23 protein-coding genes are annotated in these 14,302 nt (G+C 61.5%); 16 read left to right on the top strand and 7 right to left on the bottom strand.

What is annotated here, in order from left to right:
- Positions 1 to 26 precede the first annotated feature (26 nt).
- From Q8L50_RS03255 to Q8L50_RS03190, 14 genes are all read left to right on the top strand, one after another.
- Positions 27 to 362, top strand: coding sequence for a hypothetical protein (locus Q8L50_RS03255; protein ID WP_305347218.1), 336 nt, complete (start codon positions 27 to 29; stop codon positions 360 to 362).
- Between the two features lie 322 nt (positions 363 to 684).
- Positions 685 to 1,203, top strand: coding sequence for a hypothetical protein (locus tag Q8L50_RS03250; protein ID WP_305347217.1), 519 nt, complete (start codon positions 685 to 687; stop codon positions 1,201 to 1,203).
- Complete coding sequence (locus tag Q8L50_RS03245; protein WP_305347216.1) at positions 1,184 to 1,843, top strand: hypothetical protein; 660 nt, start codon at positions 1,184 to 1,186, stop codon at positions 1,841 to 1,843. The genes Q8L50_RS03250 and Q8L50_RS03245 overlap by 20 nt, the downstream gene beginning before the upstream one ends.
- Positions 1,844 to 2,096: 253 nt before the next feature.
- Positions 2,097 to 2,939, top strand: a complete 843-nt coding sequence (locus Q8L50_RS03240) for a major capsid protein P2 (RefSeq protein WP_305347215.1) — start codon at positions 2,097 to 2,099, stop codon at positions 2,937 to 2,939.
- Between the two features lie 27 nt (positions 2,940 to 2,966).
- On the top strand, positions 2,967 to 3,389 hold the full coding sequence (locus Q8L50_RS03235; protein ID WP_305347214.1) for a hypothetical protein: 423 nt from the start codon (positions 2,967 to 2,969) through the stop codon (positions 3,387 to 3,389).
- A gap of 9 nt (positions 3,390 to 3,398) precedes the next feature.
- Positions 3,399 to 3,782: a hypothetical protein gene (locus Q8L50_RS03230; protein ID WP_305347213.1), complete on the top strand. Its 384-nt coding sequence runs from the start codon at positions 3,399 to 3,401 to the stop codon at positions 3,780 to 3,782.
- Positions 3,755 to 4,129 carry a hypothetical protein gene (locus Q8L50_RS03225; RefSeq protein ID WP_305347212.1) on the top strand — a complete coding sequence of 125 codons (375 nt, stop codon included), beginning with the start codon at positions 3,755 to 3,757 and terminating at the stop codon, positions 4,127 to 4,129. The genes Q8L50_RS03230 and Q8L50_RS03225 overlap by 28 nt, the downstream gene beginning before the upstream one ends.
- Before the next feature lies 1 nt (position 4,130).
- Positions 4,131 to 4,625, top strand: a complete 495-nt coding sequence (locus tag Q8L50_RS03220; protein ID WP_305347211.1) for a hypothetical protein — start codon at positions 4,131 to 4,133, stop codon at positions 4,623 to 4,625.
- Positions 4,622 to 5,335: a hypothetical protein gene (locus tag Q8L50_RS03215; RefSeq protein WP_305347210.1), complete on the top strand. Its 714-nt coding sequence runs from the start codon at positions 4,622 to 4,624 to the stop codon at positions 5,333 to 5,335. The genes Q8L50_RS03220 and Q8L50_RS03215 overlap by 4 nt, the downstream gene beginning before the upstream one ends.
- The gene (locus tag Q8L50_RS03210) at positions 5,332 to 6,063 is read left to right on the top strand and encodes a glycoside hydrolase family 104 protein (RefSeq protein WP_305347209.1); all 732 of its coding nucleotides are present in this window, start codon (positions 5,332 to 5,334) and stop codon (positions 6,061 to 6,063) included. Before Q8L50_RS03215 ends, Q8L50_RS03210 begins: the two co-directional genes overlap by 4 nt.
- The gene (locus Q8L50_RS03205; RefSeq protein ID WP_305347208.1) at positions 6,060 to 6,500 is read left to right on the top strand and encodes a hypothetical protein; all 441 of its coding nucleotides are present in this window, start codon (positions 6,060 to 6,062) and stop codon (positions 6,498 to 6,500) included. The genes Q8L50_RS03210 and Q8L50_RS03205 overlap by 4 nt, the downstream gene beginning before the upstream one ends.
- A gap of 23 nt (positions 6,501 to 6,523) precedes the next feature.
- Positions 6,524 to 6,682 carry a hypothetical protein gene (locus tag Q8L50_RS03200; RefSeq protein WP_305347207.1) on the top strand — a complete coding sequence of 53 codons (159 nt, stop codon included), beginning with the start codon at positions 6,524 to 6,526 and terminating at the stop codon, positions 6,680 to 6,682.
- 13 nt (positions 6,683 to 6,695) lie between these two features.
- Complete coding sequence (locus Q8L50_RS03195) at positions 6,696 to 6,851, top strand: hypothetical protein (RefSeq protein WP_305347206.1); 156 nt, start codon at positions 6,696 to 6,698, stop codon at positions 6,849 to 6,851.
- A complete protein-coding gene (locus Q8L50_RS03190) occupies positions 6,844 to 7,020 on the top strand; it encodes a hypothetical protein (RefSeq protein ID WP_305347205.1) in 177 nt (58 codons plus the stop codon). The genes Q8L50_RS03195 and Q8L50_RS03190 overlap by 8 nt, the downstream gene beginning before the upstream one ends.
- 50 nt (positions 7,021 to 7,070) lie before the next feature.
- Here the strand turns inward: Q8L50_RS03190 and Q8L50_RS03185 are convergent, their stop codons facing one another.
- The 7 genes from Q8L50_RS03185 to mltG form a co-directional block, all read right to left on the bottom strand.
- Positions 7,071 to 7,415, bottom strand: coding sequence for a hypothetical protein (locus Q8L50_RS03185; RefSeq protein ID WP_305347204.1), 345 nt, complete (start codon positions 7,413 to 7,415; stop codon positions 7,071 to 7,073).
- A 121-nt stretch (positions 7,416 to 7,536) separates the two neighbouring features.
- Entirely contained in the window at positions 7,537 to 8,208 is a 672-nt protein-coding gene (locus Q8L50_RS03180; RefSeq protein WP_305347203.1) for an ankyrin repeat domain-containing protein, read from the bottom strand.
- On the bottom strand, positions 8,205 to 9,002 hold the full coding sequence (locus Q8L50_RS03175; protein WP_305347202.1) for a TatD family hydrolase: 798 nt from the start codon (positions 9,000 to 9,002) through the stop codon (positions 8,205 to 8,207). Before Q8L50_RS03175 ends, Q8L50_RS03180 begins: the two co-directional genes overlap by 4 nt.
- A 96-nt stretch (positions 9,003 to 9,098) precedes the next feature.
- A complete protein-coding gene (locus tag Q8L50_RS03170; RefSeq protein WP_305347201.1) occupies positions 9,099 to 9,494 on the bottom strand; it encodes a PilZ domain-containing protein in 396 nt (131 codons plus the stop codon).
- A 48-nt stretch (positions 9,495 to 9,542) separates the two neighbouring features.
- Positions 9,543 to 10,646, bottom strand: a complete 1,104-nt coding sequence (locus Q8L50_RS03165) for a DNA polymerase III subunit delta' (protein WP_305347200.1) — start codon at positions 10,644 to 10,646, stop codon at positions 9,543 to 9,545.
- Positions 10,643 to 11,329 carry a dTMP kinase gene (tmk, locus tag Q8L50_RS03160; protein WP_305347199.1) on the bottom strand — a complete coding sequence of 229 codons (687 nt, stop codon included), beginning with the start codon at positions 11,327 to 11,329 and terminating at the stop codon, positions 10,643 to 10,645. The genes Q8L50_RS03165 and tmk overlap by 4 nt, the downstream gene beginning before the upstream one ends.
- Positions 11,326 to 12,333 (bottom strand): endolytic transglycosylase MltG, encoded by a 1,008-nt coding sequence (mltG, locus tag Q8L50_RS03155; RefSeq protein WP_305347198.1) that lies wholly within the window; start codon positions 12,331 to 12,333, stop codon positions 11,326 to 11,328. Before mltG ends, tmk begins: the two co-directional genes overlap by 4 nt.
- A 47-nt stretch (positions 12,334 to 12,380) precedes the next feature.
- Between mltG and Q8L50_RS03150 the strand changes: the two genes are divergently transcribed.
- Both Q8L50_RS03150 and Q8L50_RS03145 read left to right on the top strand, forming a co-directional pair.
- Positions 12,381 to 13,346 (top strand): folate-binding protein YgfZ, encoded by a 966-nt coding sequence (locus tag Q8L50_RS03150; RefSeq protein WP_305347197.1) that lies wholly within the window; start codon positions 12,381 to 12,383, stop codon positions 13,344 to 13,346.
- Positions 13,347 to 13,356: 10 nt separating this feature from the next.
- Entirely contained in the window at positions 13,357 to 14,157 is an 801-nt protein-coding gene (locus Q8L50_RS03145) for an NRDE family protein (protein ID WP_305347196.1), read from the top strand.
- Positions 14,158 to 14,302 lie beyond the last annotated feature (145 nt).

The following is a 14,302-nucleotide window of genomic DNA, read 5'->3' as shown; positions in this document are numbered from 1 at the left end:
GCACCGGCAGCGGCAGGGAAGACTGCTTGACATTGAAGGGGATGGGTCGGGGTCAAAACCCGTACGCGCCGCATCAGGACGATGCAGGCGCGTTTTTTTTTGAAGTTTCAGGGCAGTGGCGCTACGTACGGGAAATCGGCTTAGAATCGCGCCCTGATGCGCACCTTGCTGATTCTTCGGAGTCAACAATGGCAACCTCGAAACCTTCCCCGGCCAAAACAGCGGCCAAAAAAACTGCATCGCCGTCCGACAAACGGGCGGAAAATCTGGCAGCACTTGCCCAGATCGAGCACGAAGCCACGTACGGCGACGTGCGCAAAGCCGTTGCCGACTTGGCACGGCTGATCTCAGTAGCGGCTTGATCGCCATGGCCGATGAAAACCTCATCGGCCTGGGCGCCTGCCCGGTCTGCGGGCAGCCCGAGGCCAGATACACCCTCACAAAATCCCGCCTGGTGTGCGTTTCATGCCGGCAGCCGCGCTGCGGCTTTCAAGGCTTCGCACGTACAGGCGACTGTGACGAAAAATTGCGCGCCCTGATCGGTGCACCATCGCCAGCAAAGCCGGTGCTGCAGGCCGAACCACCCGCACCGCCCGCGCCAGCCATCGCCGCTACTGACGATGCGCCACAGACAAAAAAAACTGAAACAAAACGGCCCGGCTGGGGCGTGCTTGGAGCTATCTGATGGTCACGAAAATTCAAAAGTCTGCCGATGTGTCAGACGCCACGGTCAAGGGTGAGCCGCAGGCCGCAGCGCCACGCAGTGTGGAAGCCGACATAGATTCGGTGCTGAGCGACCTGAACCAACACGCGGCCAGCAGCCAGGGCGCGGCCCAGCAGCAGGAAGCCAAACAGGAGCGCCAGCAGATCGACACGGTGAAGGCCGATATTTTGGACTTGCTTGATCTGGTGGTAGCGCCCGCCCGGCCTTTGATCAACTGGCTGACCGATGAACAATTCGAGCAGCTCTGGGGCAAGAAAAAGCGCGAGGAATTCGCAGAGCCGCTGGCAGCCATCGCCAGACGCAACGGCTGGGACATGCGCGGCGCGCTGAGCGACTATGGCCCGTACGCCATGCTGGCAGCATCGCTGGGCCCATCGGTCTATGTGACCTACAAGGTGCGTCAGCAGCAAAAGGCGTACTTCGCAGAGCAGGCAGCAGCGGCGGGCGGGAAGGGCGGCGATGGCAGCGCCAGCACTTAAGCGCGCCGATGTGCGGGCGTTTGTCGGCACCACCGGCAGCGGCAAGGGCGTGGGCGTCAATGAAGCCCTGGACGAATTGAAGCCGACGCGCCTTGTGATCTTTGACCCGCTCAAGGAATACGCTGATCGCGGCATCGTCGTTTCTGACGTGCGGCAAGTGATCGCGGCCATGAAAAAGCCAGCCTTCAAAATGATCTGGCAGCCGCACGATGACACCGAGTACGACAAGGACGAATTCAAGCGCGACTTTGCCGCGCTGTGCAAGGTGGTTTTCATGGCCGGTGATCTGGTGTTTGTTGTCGAGGAATTGGAGCTGGTGACACGGCCCACCTGGGCACCGGCACCGTGGCGCAATTGCACCAAGCGCGGGCGGCACCAGCGCCTGGTGATCATCGCGGCCTGCCAGCGGCCGGCCGATGCCGACAAGGCTTTCTGGTCATCGTGCATGTACATCCGGTGTCACGCGCTGCGCGAGTCCAGCGACAAAGACCGCATGGCGAAGGTGCTGGATGTGCCCTATGACCAGATCAACGCGCTCAAAACCAAGGCAATTAGCGACCGGGAAACGCACATCACGTACTACGAAAAAGACTTCAACCGGGACACCTTCGGTGAAAAAACCAACAAATTGAGGCGCTGATCCCGTACGTACGTGCTCCCCCTTTACGAGCGTACGTGCTGGGCCTTTCAATGCGGGTTCTTTCTCTCCAAACTTCACCACACCGAAAGGCAAACCATGCAGTCTCAAGTCAAAAACGCCGTTGTCACCACGGCCATCGTTCTGGGCACGATTTTCGTTCTGAACAAAATTTCGTTCACCCGCCCCCTGGTGCAGACCGCGCTGGCCTGATCGCTGATCGGCAACCCCTGAAACTCTCAAAGGCGACCACACCATGACCCGTTTGATCAAACTCCCACAAGTCGAAAACGTCGGCATCAGCCAGCGGGCCACGGTGCCGATTCCTTTGGGCCGCACCTACAACAAGATTTTCTTGTTCTGCGAGGGCAACATCACCAAGGCGCTGCTGTCCAACATCGTGCTCAACGTCAACAATGGCGAGAAGCAACGCTGGAAGACTTCGGCCCATTGCCACGCGCTCAACGCCTACAAGGGCAACGCCACCGACGCGGCGATTCTGGAAATCGACTTCACCGAGCGCGGCGGCGTTGACGAAGCGGCCAAAACCATGGGCTGCTATGCGATGACTCAGGAGGCGGGCGTCCAGTCGGCTACCCTGGAATTCGATATCGGCGTGTATGTGGCCAGCGCCGCGTCCAAGGTCATCGCCATGGCCGAGGTTGACGTGCCCAGCCGCAACACGCTGATCAAACGCATCCGTTCTTCACAGAAAACCCTGTCGGGTGCCGTGGAAGAAAGCATCAAAATCCCTTACGGCAAAAGCGGCGAGCAGCTGCAACGCCTGATGGTGTTCGGCACTCTGGCATCCATCAACAGCATCCGCGTGCGGCGCGACGACTCGGAGGAATTCGAGACCGTGCCCGTGGCGCGCAATGAGTTCTACCAAAAGACCTACGGCAAGGTTCCGCAGGCCGGTCTGATGGTGGTTGACTTCATCCCGCACAGCCTCATGAATCACATGCTCAATACGGCACTGATCATGGGCAGCGACGGCAAGCCACGGCCCGTGGAAAACCTCGAAATCCTGCTGGACGTGAACGCGGGCGGCACCTTCGACATTTACGCGGAAACGCTCACCACCAGCGACCGTCCTTAATCGGCCCGGTTTAACAAGGGGTCAGACATGGAAAAAATCATGTATGACGATGGTAGCTACACCATCGTCGACGACGCGGGCAACATGGGCGCGTGGGACATCTACGGGCTGAAACAGTCCGTGGTGAGTTCCACCGGCCAGTATTTCGAGAACCCGGCCTATGCCCAAGGGCAGTGGGCGGCTGACCAACGCGAGGCGCAAAAGATTGCACCGTTCTACCCGGACAACGGCCTGGACTGGTTCAAGAACGTGGCGACCTACGGCGCGAAGGCCATCATTGATTCGCACTACGGCCCTCAGGCCGCTGTGAACAAGACTCAAGCGGGTGCCACCTTCGCGGGTGCCAACGGCAAGACCTACGGCACCGGCGCTGGCACGATAGCTGGCGTGTCGCCCCTGGTGGCGTTCGCCCTGGTCGGTGCTGTGCTTTTTGTCGCGCTGAGCGACTGATCGGTCAGCATGGCCGGACTATCAGCAGCAGGCGCGGCGGCTGGCACGGCCATCATGCCGGGCATCGGCACCGCCATCGGTGGCGTTGTCGGAGCCATCGCGGATGGCTTCATGGGCGGTGGCGAGTCGGCATCTACCGGCTACACCACCCAGAAAGCCGAGTCGGCCATTTACGGTGATCTGGGCCTGGACAGCTCCGGCTGGAACGTCAACTTTTCCGGCAGCCAGTCCAACGGCTCCAACAAGTCCGCACCGTCTGCCCTGGACTCCATCGGCCTGACCGGCAGCGGCTCATTGCTGGGTGCATCGGGCATCACGTCTGGGATGCTGATTGCGGGCGCTGCGGTGCTTATCGGTCTGGTGATATGGAAAAAATCAAGGTCGAAAAAGTAGGCCCTGGCATTGCCGAGGCGCTCATGGCCTGGGCGGGCTTGGACGACCCAGCCGGGATGGCAACACCTGCCAGCATCGCCAATTCTGGCGAGTGTTTCCGGCTGACGGTTGACGATGAAGTGGGCGTGTTTGTGTTGCAGCGCAAGGCTGACCGGCTTTGGGTTGCGGGTGCCGGTGCAGTCGGCACGGCTGGAATGACAGCGCCAGGGCTGAGCGTGATTGAAGCCATCGCGGCGCAGTCAGGCTGCAAGGTGGTGGCATTCCAGACCGGGCGGGCAGGGCTGGCAAAACTGGCAAAAAAGCAGGGCTACAGGTTGACCGGCTTCATCATGGAAAAGAGCGTTTGAAATGGACTTGCTACGTGAACGATTGAAAGCCCGCGGCGCTCAGTGTGCGGTGCTGTGCGGCGGCGGTGGCGACTCCAGCACCAGCACCACCACCGAGGGCGCAAAGACCACCACGGTCAACACTGACAAGCGCGTGGCTGTACAGGACGGCATCGGCACCACGGGCGATGGCAACATGGTGAGCTACACCAGCACCGTCAATAGCAGCGATGCGGTGGTTGCCATAGCCAAGGCAGGCGCGGACGTGATCAACAGCAGCGGCGGCGCGGTGGTTGACCTGTTCAAAGACGCCGGGAAGACCTACAGCACCACGATAGAGCAAAGCGCGAACCTGATCGACAAGCTGCTGGACAAGGCATCCGAGGGCTTCGCGCTCAGCACCAAGGTGGTGGACAGCTTCACCCCGAACGAAAACAAAAACACCGACGCCATAAAAACTGCGGCCATCGCCGCTGGCGTCATTGGTGTAGCGATGCTTTTTGGAAAGAAATCATGAAGCCATTTAACCTCACGCTGGCAGCCAACGAGACGCGGGCCGTCTCTGTCGCTGGTGACTATTTCGAGCTGCGCAAGGCACCGTACGTGCTTGACCTGGTTGAGTTCCTCAACGTCGATAACGGCGTGGTGGCGCTGATCGACGAAGCCGAGGCCACCGACAAAACTCGCACCAAAGAGCCCTTTGCAAACGTGCGAATCACCAACGGTGCAACGGGTCAAACCATCCGCTTTTATCACGGCTTCGGTGACTCAGGCTCCAACAGGTTTACCGGCGTTGTGTCGGGTGAGGTGTCCCTGGCAGCGGCTACGCTGGCCGCGCTTGAGCATGTGCAGGTTCGCCCCGAGGTTTCGACCGGCTCATTCATGAATCAGGCCGCGCTGGTGGCAAACACCGCCGTCAACGTGTTCACAGCGGCAGCCAATGTGAACGGGGCCATCCTCCTGAGCGCCGATATTTCGGAGTTCGACGCCACCCAGTCACAGGGCGGCTTTGTAGCAAAGGCCACCGCACCGGCCAATGTTGCAGATGGTGAGCCCATGCTGATGACGCGAATGATCGGCGCCTATGAGACGACCAATCACTATTTCGGCAACAGCCTGTCAAAAGAGCAATTCATTGCACCGGGCTTGGGCCTTTATTTCATTCGCACTGTCGCGCTGGGGGCCGCAAATGGCAACTTCCGCGCCTGCCGTTACAAGCTGCTGTGAGCAAAAAAGCCGCCATCGTTGCCCTGGTCGCCTTGGCCGCTGTCGGCTTGTTCCTGTTCGCCCCCCGTGCCTTCGCGGCCGCCATCGCCACGCCCGAGCCAGCACCGCCCGAGCCAGCACCGCCCGAGCCAGTCTATGACTCAGGCGCGGCGGGCTGGATTGACACCTTCGACAACTGGGCACAGCAGCTCTATGCAGAAACGGAGATTAACGCCATGCCCCTGACCATGCCCATCAACCTACAGGCCAACATCGCGGCCATGCAGTCAGCCATTGCCAGCGCAGAAGGCACAGCAGAGCAGCCAGACCCATACCGCGTGTGCTACGGCTACAAGCACCTGATCCAGAGCTTTGCCGACCACCCCAAGGCGACAAAAGAGTGGGGCGGCGAAACCCTGTCCGACACCATGTGCGCGGCTGCTGGTTTTGGCCCTGGTTGCGTTTCCACGGCAGCGGGCAAATATCAAATCACCTTCACCACCTGGACACGCATCAAAAAGAAACTGGGCCTGCCAGACTTCAGCCCGGCCAGCCAGGACGCAGCCGCTGCCGAGCTGCTGAAAGAACGCGGCGCAACGTCAAAACTGGCGATAGGCGACTTTGCCGGTGCCGTGGCTGCAGCCCGCAAAGAATGGGCGTCCTTGCCCGGTGCCGGGTACGCTCAGCCCGAAAAGTCCCTTGCATGGCTGACAGCCCGATTCACCGAGGCGGGTGGGGTGCTGGCGTGAACCGAACCTACATCTACGCTGGCGGCGCCATCGTGGGCATTGGCGCGCTTTATTTCATGGCCCAAAGGCTCAAGCTGCCCAGCACCGGCAGCCTGGCCGCTGACGTGGCCTGGGCAGGCGTTGACGCGGCCCATGGCGCGTTTGTAGGCACCGTCAAGGGCATTGGCGCGGTGTTCGGGGTGCCAGACACCAACACCGACGCCTGCACCGCTGATCTGGCCCGTGGCGACAAGTGGGCAGCATCGTTTTCATGCCCTGCCGGCCGATTTTTGGGCGGCGTGTGGAGTTCCACAGCGGCCAGCGAAGCGCGCACCGAGAACGCCCGGCAGATCGACCGCATCCTGGAGCGCGAAGCGGCCACGTATTCAGCCATGGACGCCCGATACGCGGGCGCTGCCTATGGTCAGCCGTCAGACGGCTACACCGGCACCTGGTAACTATTTTTTCAAAGGGAGACACCATGAACCGTTTTACAGAACCTTCCACCTGGGCTGGCCTTGCCGCCTTGTTTCAGGTTGTTGCCAGCTTCGCACCGCCACAGTACGGCTGGATTGCCCACGCACTGACCGCAGCGGCTGGCTCAGCCGCCGTGGGCCTGCGCGAGAAAGCCACCTACTGACATGAGCGAGGCAATGCAAATTGCCCTGGTGACTGCCATCATCAACGGCGCGGTTACATGGGGCGTAGTCAGTACAAAGCTGGCATGGCTTCGCCGTGACATTGAAAAGCTGGAAGGCCGGGTCAGCGCCTGCGAGGCCCGCCACCACATGCGGCGGCACGATGACTAAAACCGGCTTCATTCCCACTAGCAGCGAGTTTGCCCGCGAGGCCATCATCGTCATTGGCGGCGCGCTGATCGCGGCGGTGGTGCTGTCCCAGCTCCCCGCCGTGCGGGCGTACATCCAAAAGAACATCGGCAGCGGTGCCGGTAATGTGGGCTGCGACTGCGACAAGTAGCGCCACAGATCCACCATCGCTGATCGTGGCGATGCTGGCCAACCAGCCCTTTAAAAATTCATCGCCATAACGGGCGCGTTTGCAGCACCGAAAAAGCCGGTCTTTTCCAGTCTGGCAATGCGCGCCCGTAACATGGCATTTTCTCGCTTGAGGCCATCGGCTTCCTGCCGTGCGTACAGCGCGCCATTGTGGGCCGTTGTCTCAAGCAGGCTGTAACCCCATCGGCTCTCATAGAAAAGCGCCAGGAGGGCTGCCCGTGGCGCTTGATCGGCCTGTTTCCAGCGTTTGAGGGTTGCGACGTTGACCCCAAGGTGAGCGGCGATGCCGTCCAGATCGCGGGTCAGCAGGTCATCAAGCAGGACGGAAAGGGGCGGCGTGTGCGTGGCGCGGAACATTTAAGCCAGCTTTACACATTTTTACATTTAGGGCGATGCGTGAATAAGTCACACGAATAAACCACTTAACATAATATACATCGTGGAACCTAACAACAAAGGCCGCGGCAGGGCATGTCCACTACCACTTGCCCGTAGCTTGCCGCTTGCGCACGGCTGCGGAAATCAGTTCGATCGCATCGGTGCGGCTGACGCGGCGGGCAAAGTCGATGGCGGTCAGGCCCTGCTGGTTTTTGAGCAAAGGGTCGGCGCCGGCGTCCAGCAGCAATTTGACGGCTGCAGCAGTGCCGTACTGCGCGGCCATCATCAGGGGCGTGCTGCCGTTGGGTGACTCGGCGTCGATGTAGGCGTGGTTGTCCAGCAGCAGGCTCATGATGGCCAGATGACCGTTGGTCGAAGCGTAATGCAGAGGCGCCCATCCGGTTTTGTTCACGTCGGCATCGCGCTTGATCAGGGCGGTCGCAATTTCCAGCTGCCCCTTGAGCGCAGCCATCATCAGAGGGCTTTCCCCGTGGGCGTTAAGAATGTTGACGTTGGTTTTGGGCCAGGCCAGCAGGATCTGCGCGGCTTTCAGCGACGGCTCTTGCACCGCCAGATACAGGCCGTGCTGACCTTTGGGGTCTATGGTGTTGGCATCAAAACCGCGCCGCAGCAGTTGCGTCAGGGTCGCCGCGTCGTCCTGCTTGATGGCCACGAAAAAATCTTCGTAAGAACCTGCATGAACAAAAACAAATCCATTCAAAACAAATAGATAAGCGACATTCTTAATCCACTTTATTAAGATGCGCTTCATGCCATGACCCCTGAAAATAACCGTTCAAAGTTGCGACTGGTGGCCTCGGCAATGGTTTCTACCGGCATCTGTTTGATCTCGGCGACCTGTTTGGCCACATAGGGCACATACGACGGGTTGTTGGTTTTCCCCCGGTAAGGCATGGGCGCCAAATAAGGGCTGTCGGTTTCTATCAGCGTGCGGTCCAGCGGGACAAAGCGGGCAACTTCGCGCAGATCAGAGGCGTTTTTGAAGGTCAAAATGCCTGAAAAAGAGATGTAAAAACCCAGATCCAGCGCGGCCCGGGCGACTTCTGCCGTCTCGGTGAAGCAATGAAACACGCCGCCCGCCCGGCCTGCGTTGTCCGCCGTTTCGCCCTCCTCCCGCAAAATGGCCAGCGTGTCGGCAGAGGCGCTGCGGGTATGGATGACCAGCGGTTTGCCCGTCTGGCGGGCAGCGCGGATGTGGGTGCGAAAACGCTCGCGCTGCCAATGCATGTCTGCCACGCTGCGGTCACCCAGGCGGTAATAGTCCAGCCCGGTTTCACCAATCGCAACCACCCTGGGCAAGGCGGCGCGCCGCACCAGATCGTCCAGACTGGGCTCTAGCACGCCTTCGTTATCGGGGTGCACACCGACGCTGCACCAGAAGTTGTCATGGGCTGTGGCCAGCGCGTGCACGGTCTCAAACTCTTCCAGCGTGGTGCAGATACAGAGGGCGCGATCAACCTGGGCCTGAACCATGGCTTCACGGATCTGGGGCAGCTGGGCCTGTAGCTCGGGAAAACTCAGGTGGCAATGCGAGTCTGTGAACATCTACGGGGTTTGATTGAGAGTGAAATAGTGCTTTAGCCCTTTCTGCACGGGCGCAAGCAGCTATGAAAAAAGGAGCAAATCCGGACCAGGTCGAAGCTAGATGGTCTGCGTCGGGCGGTCAGAGGCCAGGTGCGCACCCAGAATTTCCTCGATCTTGATCTTCAGCAGGCGCGACTTTTCGTCGTTGGGAAAACGCACACCCACGCCCTGCGTTCGGTTGCCCGAGGCCCTGGCCGGTGTCACCCAGGCCACTTTGCCGGCCACCGGGTAACGCTGGATGTCGTCCGGCAGGGTGAGCAGCACATACACGTCGTCACCCAGTTTGTAGTCACGCGCCGACGGAATGAAAACGCCGCCTTCGGTAAAAAGTGGAATATATGCGGCGTATAGAGCGGCTTTTTCCTTGATGGCCAGCTGGATGACACTGGGGCGCACGGCATTCGAAGCGGTGGCTGTGGCACCTGGGGCGCTGGCGGGAGGCGTTGTACTCATGCTTCTAGTTTATCGGCTGTGGCGCCCGTCTGTGCACAGAAAAAACGCCTATCTTGCGTTCAGGGCAAGCTGTGCGCGGCTTGCCAGCGCTTCCAGCATCAGGCCGGGGTTGTAGGTGTGCTCCACCGTGCGTGCGCTGGCCGCCAGTTCTTTGGCCCAGGCGCTGAGCGCGGCAAAACCGGGGCCAGCGGCTGGTTTGCCTTTGCCCGGAGCCGCCAGCGGCAAATCCTGGGCGCTGAAAAACCGCGCCTGGGCGCCAGCCCGGGTGGCCAGCATGTCATGGCAAAGCTTTTGCAGGGCATCCACGGCCTGGGCGGGCGTCCAGTCAGACAAGGCGCCGACCTCCCCTCTGGCCATCGCTTTTGGCAAAGCCTGCCAGTGTTGTGCCACGGCGCTGCTGGGCCCGGCGTGGGCACGCTCCAGCGCGTCGGCAGGCCGGCCACCGGCTGCCAGCAGCAAGGTGTGCAAGTCGGCGGTAGCCGGTTTTTTGCCGGCCTTGCCTTCCGGCCCGGCCTGCTCTGCCAGCCAGGCCAGCGCTTCGTCAAAAACCGGCCAGTGCATGGTATGGCCCTGGCAGCGGCTGCGAATGGTCGGCAGCAACTGGTGCGCCGCCTCGGTAGCCAGAATGAACTTGACCGCACCAGGCGGCTCTTCCAGCGTTTTGAGCAGGGTGTTGGCGGTGATCGTGTTCATGCGCTCAGCCGGATACACCAGGATGACCTTGGTGGTGCCGCGCGAGCGGGTGAACTGGGTGAAGGTCACGGCCTCGCGCGCCGCATCGACCTTGATCTCCTTGCTGGGTTTGCGTTTTTTGCTGTCCAGCTCGTCCTGGGTTTTTTCGTCCAGCGGCCACCCCAGACTCAAGGACAGAGCTTCTGGCATCAACAAACACAAATCGGCATGGGTGTGGACCTGCACAGCGTGGCAACTGCCGCAAATACCGCAGGCCCCGTCGGCGGTGGCTTGCTCGCAGAGCCAGGCCCGGGCCAGCGCCAGCGCCACGTCAAACTGCCCCAGGCCCGACGGCCCGCTGAGCAGCCAGGCGTGGCCGCGCTGCGCAAGCAGGCTGCGCAACTGGGTCTGCAGCCAGGGCGCCAGCGGCAGACTATGTTTGGTGGCTTCTTCCGTGCCCATGCCCATTCCCGTACTCATGACAACCAGCCTTTGCCGGTGAACACCTGGTGCACCGATGACCACACAGCCTCACGTGCCTGGGACGCATCGATGCGGGCGAACCGGCCCGGATCCAGCGCCAGGCGGTTCGCATAACCCTGGGCCACGCGGCGGAAAAACTCGACCGGCTGGGCTTCAAATTTGTCAGGCACCCGGGCACCCGCCAGGCGCTTTGCAGCTTCTTCGGGTGACAGGTCGAACCAGACCGTCAAATCCGGCTGGAGCAAGGCTGGCGCTGCCCCTTTTTTGCCCAGTTCATGCACCAGATCGTGGCCCAGCCCTTGTGGTTCCTGCGCCCACAGCTCCAGTTTTGATAGCATCTCAAGATCAAATCCACGCCCGCCGCCCTGGTAGGCAAAGGTCGCGTCGGTAAAACGGTCGCAGAGCACGACATCGCCGCGTGCCAGTGCCGGGGCAATCACGCAGCTCAGGTGGTCCCGCCGGGCCGCAAAAATCAGCAGCGATTCCGTCAGGGCATCCATCGCGTCGTTGAGGATCATGGCGCGCAGCTTTTCAGCCAGCGGTGTGCCACCGGGCTCGCGCGTCAGGGTGACGGCCCTGCCCTGCGCTGTGAAGGCATCCGCCAAGGCGCTGATGTGGGTCGATTTGCCGGCACCGTCTATGCCTTCGAAGCTGATGAAAAGGCCTTGCACAGCGCTCATTGCCGGCGCTGGTACTTGTTGACAGCCCGGTTGTGCTCATCGAGCGTGGCGCTGAAATGGCTGCTGCCGTCACCACGCGCCACAAAATACACCGCCTGTGTGGGCGCAGGCTTGACGGCGGCCAGCAGCGCAGCCTTACCGGGCATGGCAATAGGGGTGGGGGGCAACCCGGCCCGGGTATAGGTGTTGTAGGGCGTATCGGTCAGCAGGTCGCGCCGGCGCAGGTTGCCGTCGAATTGCTCGCCCATGCCGTAGATCACCGTCGGGTCGGTCTGTAGCAACATGCCGCTGCGCAGCCGGTTGGTGAAGACACCACCGATCTCGGCCCGGTCGGAGGGCTTGCCGGTTTCTTTTTCGACAATGCTGGCCAGGATCAGGGCTTGGTCCGGGGTTTTCAGCGGTGTATCGGGGTTGCGCAAGGCCCAGGCGGCCTCCAGCCGTTTATCCATGGCGCGGGCAGCACGTTTGAGCACCGCCAGGTCGCTGGCGCCCTTGGCGTAGGTGTAGGTGTCGGGGAAAAACCGGCCCTCGGGGTGGATGCCCGGCTTGCCCAGCTGGGCCATGAGTGCTTCCGGGCTGAGCGCCGCCGAGTCGGGTTTGAGCGCCTCGGCCTTGGCCAGCGCGGCACGCACCTGCCGGAAGGTCCAGCCCTCGACCAGGGTCACGCTTTTGAGGCTTTCCTCGCCGCGCACCAGCATGCTCAACAAGGTGCGTGGCGTGGTACCCGGGACAATCTCGTAGCTGCCGGCCTTGATCTGGCGCGCCTGGCCAGAGAGGCGAAACCAGGCGTATAAAACCACGGGCTTGACGTCCACGCCGCTGGTCGCCACAGTTTCAGCCACACCCTGGGCGGGGGTACCTGGTTCAATTTCGAGGTCCAGCACCTGGGCGCCCGCTGGCAACTTCAGGCCAAGCGGCTGGTGCAGCCACCAGCCTGCGGCAGCAAACACCCCCAAGCCACCGAGAAATACCAGCACCAGCAAACTCGTGAAAAATCTACGCACAACCCTGTTACCTTCCGGAAAACGATGGGTCCATGATAATTCAGCTTATGTTGACCCCCTCCCCTGATTTGCCTCTTTCCCTGTCGTCCGTTGCCGCGCTTTCCGGTATCACGGAATTGACCCATCTGGGCGTGATTCGTGCCGCGGGCGAAGACGCCGCGAGCTTTCTGCAGGGCCAGCTGACGCAGGACGTCGCCCAGCTGGGCCTGGCTGAGGCAAGGCTGGCCGCGTTCTGCAATGCCAAAGGCCGGATGCAGGCGAGTTTTGTGCTGTTCAAACGCGGCGAGGGCGAGATATTGCTGGTTTGCAGCCGCGACATTCTGGCAGCGACGCTGAAACGCCTGTCGATGTTTGTCATGCGTGCCAAAGCCAGACTCAGCGACGCCACTGCCGATTACGCGCTGTTTGGGCTGGCTGGAGACGCTATCAAAACAGTAGCTGACTACGCATATCCGGTATGGGCCAAAGCTGATTTTGATACCGCAAATCTGGTGTTTTTGTACCCGGGCGCCAGCCAGCCACGCGCGCTTTGGTGCGCGCCCGCCGGCACGCCGCCACCCGAAGCACAAGCGATCTCTCTGGACCACTGGCAGTGGCTGGAGGTGCAATCTGGCGTCGCAACGATCACCCAGCCGATTTTTGAGGCTTTTGTCCCGCAAATGCTCAATTACGAGTCGGTGGGCGGCGTGAACTTCAAAAAGGGTTGTTACCCGGGCCAGGAAATTGTGGCGCGCAGCCAGTTTCGCGGCACGCTCAAACGGCGGGCTTATGTAGCGCACACCAGCGGCTTGCCGCAGGTGGGTCAAGAGGTGTTTCATGCGCTGGACGCAGACCAGCCGTGCGGCCTGGTCGCCGCCTGCGCACCGCACCCGGTTGATGGTTTTGATGTGATCGTGTCCATGCAGACCGCTGCGGCGGCCGACGGCGAGGGCGGGAGGCTGACCCTGGGCAGCGCAAGCGGTCCGGCGCTGGAGCTGTCGCCCCTGCCCTACCCGTTGCTGGAAGATATTTGATCCCCGCGCAATGTGCCTGATCGCCTTTGCCATCGGCGCCTCGCCGCGCTGGCCGCTGGTCGTTGCCGCCAACCGCGATGAGTTTCTGGACCGGCCCACGCTGCCACTGGCGCGCTGGCGTACCGATGCGGGTACTGAGATCATCTCTGGCCGTGACCTGCGCGCCGGTGGCACCTGGCTGGGGTTGACGCCCCATGGCCGCCTGGCGATGTTGACCAATGTGCGCGGACCCGCCTCGTTGACTGGCGACAAGTCGCGCGGCGAACTGGTCACGCGCTGGCTGGACAGCGATGTCCATGCGGCCGGTTTCATGGCGCAAATTGATGCCGAAGCCTACGGCGGCTTCAACCTGGTGCTGGGTGACTTCAAAAGCGGCGCATGGCACTGGCTCAGCAACAAACCCGGCCCGGGGCTGGAATCACGCGCACTGCGGCCCGGTATTTATGGTCTGTCCAATGGCGCACTCGACACGCCCTGGCCGAAAACCCTGGGCCTGAAGAAAGCCCTGCATTCGGCGCTGGCCGCCCCCAGCGAGGAGACGCTGGAGGGCGAGTTGATGGCAGCCCTGAGGGACAGACGGCGCGCAAGCCGTGATGACCTGCCCAGCACCGGCGTGCCGCTGGCGCTGGAGGAAGCCTTGTCCAGTGCGTTTGTGGATTTTCCGGAGCATGGCTACGGCACGCGCTGCAGTACGGTGCTGGTGGCGTCCGCAGCCGCAAAGGGCTGGGACCTCATGGTGCAGGAGTACTCCCATGCGCACTGCGCCGACGACAGGCCCGGCATGCAAAACATTCGCCTGAACTGGTCCTAGGCGCCTAGGTGTGAAGTTTCAATAGGTTGTTACGGGTGTTCACCCGGATTGGTTCTGAGAGACTGGGAATCGCCAAACGCCCAACCCTCAACACCCCAATCCAGATGAACACCCATAAGAATGCCCGATTAACGTACCTGCGGCG

This window comes from Polaromonas sp. (genome assembly GCF_030680935.1).
In the GTDB taxonomy this organism is placed as follows: domain Bacteria; phylum Pseudomonadota; class Gammaproteobacteria; order Burkholderiales; family Burkholderiaceae_C; genus Polaromonas.
The sequence above is the reverse complement of the archived record's forward strand: the minus strand, read 5'-3'. Positions and strand labels throughout refer to the sequence as shown.

Bases quoted from the DNA above. Each gene is read 5' to 3' on its own strand.
- Q8L50_RS03250 (WP_305347217.1), top strand. From the start codon at position 685: ATGGTCACGAAAATTCAAAAGTCTGCCGATGTGTCAGACGCCACGGTC.
- Q8L50_RS03245 (WP_305347216.1), top strand. From the start codon at position 1,184: ATGGCAGCGCCAGCACTTAAGCGCGCCGATGTGCGGGCGTTTGTCGGC.
- Q8L50_RS03240 (WP_305347215.1), top strand. From the start codon at position 2,097: ATGACCCGTTTGATCAAACTCCCACAAGTCGAAAACGTCGGCATCAGC.
- Q8L50_RS03235 (WP_305347214.1), top strand. From the start codon at position 2,967: ATGGAAAAAATCATGTATGACGATGGTAGCTACACCATCGTCGACGAC.
- Q8L50_RS03230 (WP_305347213.1), top strand. From the start codon at position 3,399: ATGGCCGGACTATCAGCAGCAGGCGCGGCGGCTGGCACGGCCATCATG.
- Q8L50_RS03225 (WP_305347212.1), top strand. From the start codon at position 3,755: ATGGAAAAAATCAAGGTCGAAAAAGTAGGCCCTGGCATTGCCGAGGCG.
- Q8L50_RS03220 (WP_305347211.1), top strand. From the start codon at position 4,131: ATGGACTTGCTACGTGAACGATTGAAAGCCCGCGGCGCTCAGTGTGCG.
- Q8L50_RS03215 (WP_305347210.1), top strand. From the start codon at position 4,622: ATGAAGCCATTTAACCTCACGCTGGCAGCCAACGAGACGCGGGCCGTC.
- Q8L50_RS03200 (WP_305347207.1), top strand. From the start codon at position 6,524: ATGAACCGTTTTACAGAACCTTCCACCTGGGCTGGCCTTGCCGCCTTG.
- Q8L50_RS03195 (WP_305347206.1), top strand. From the start codon at position 6,696: ATGCAAATTGCCCTGGTGACTGCCATCATCAACGGCGCGGTTACATGG.
- Q8L50_RS03190 (WP_305347205.1), top strand. From the start codon at position 6,844: ATGACTAAAACCGGCTTCATTCCCACTAGCAGCGAGTTTGCCCGCGAG.
- Q8L50_RS03185 (WP_305347204.1), bottom strand. From the start codon at position 7,415: ATGTTCCGCGCCACGCACACGCCGCCCCTTTCCGTCCTGCTTGATGAC.
- Q8L50_RS03180 (WP_305347203.1), bottom strand. From the start codon at position 8,208: ATGAAGCGCATCTTAATAAAGTGGATTAAGAATGTCGCTTATCTATTT.
- Q8L50_RS03175 (WP_305347202.1), bottom strand. From the start codon at position 9,002: ATGTTCACAGACTCGCATTGCCACCTGAGTTTTCCCGAGCTACAGGCC.
- Q8L50_RS03170 (WP_305347201.1), bottom strand. From the start codon at position 9,494: ATGAGTACAACGCCTCCCGCCAGCGCCCCAGGTGCCACAGCCACCGCT.
- Q8L50_RS03165 (WP_305347200.1), bottom strand. From the start codon at position 10,646: ATGAGTACGGGAATGGGCATGGGCACGGAAGAAGCCACCAAACATAGT.
- tmk (WP_305347199.1), bottom strand. From the start codon at position 11,329: ATGAGCGCTGTGCAAGGCCTTTTCATCAGCTTCGAAGGCATAGACGGT.
- Q8L50_RS03150 (WP_305347197.1), top strand. From the start codon at position 12,381: ATGTTGACCCCCTCCCCTGATTTGCCTCTTTCCCTGTCGTCCGTTGCC.
- Q8L50_RS03145 (WP_305347196.1), top strand. From the start codon at position 13,357: ATGTGCCTGATCGCCTTTGCCATCGGCGCCTCGCCGCGCTGGCCGCTG.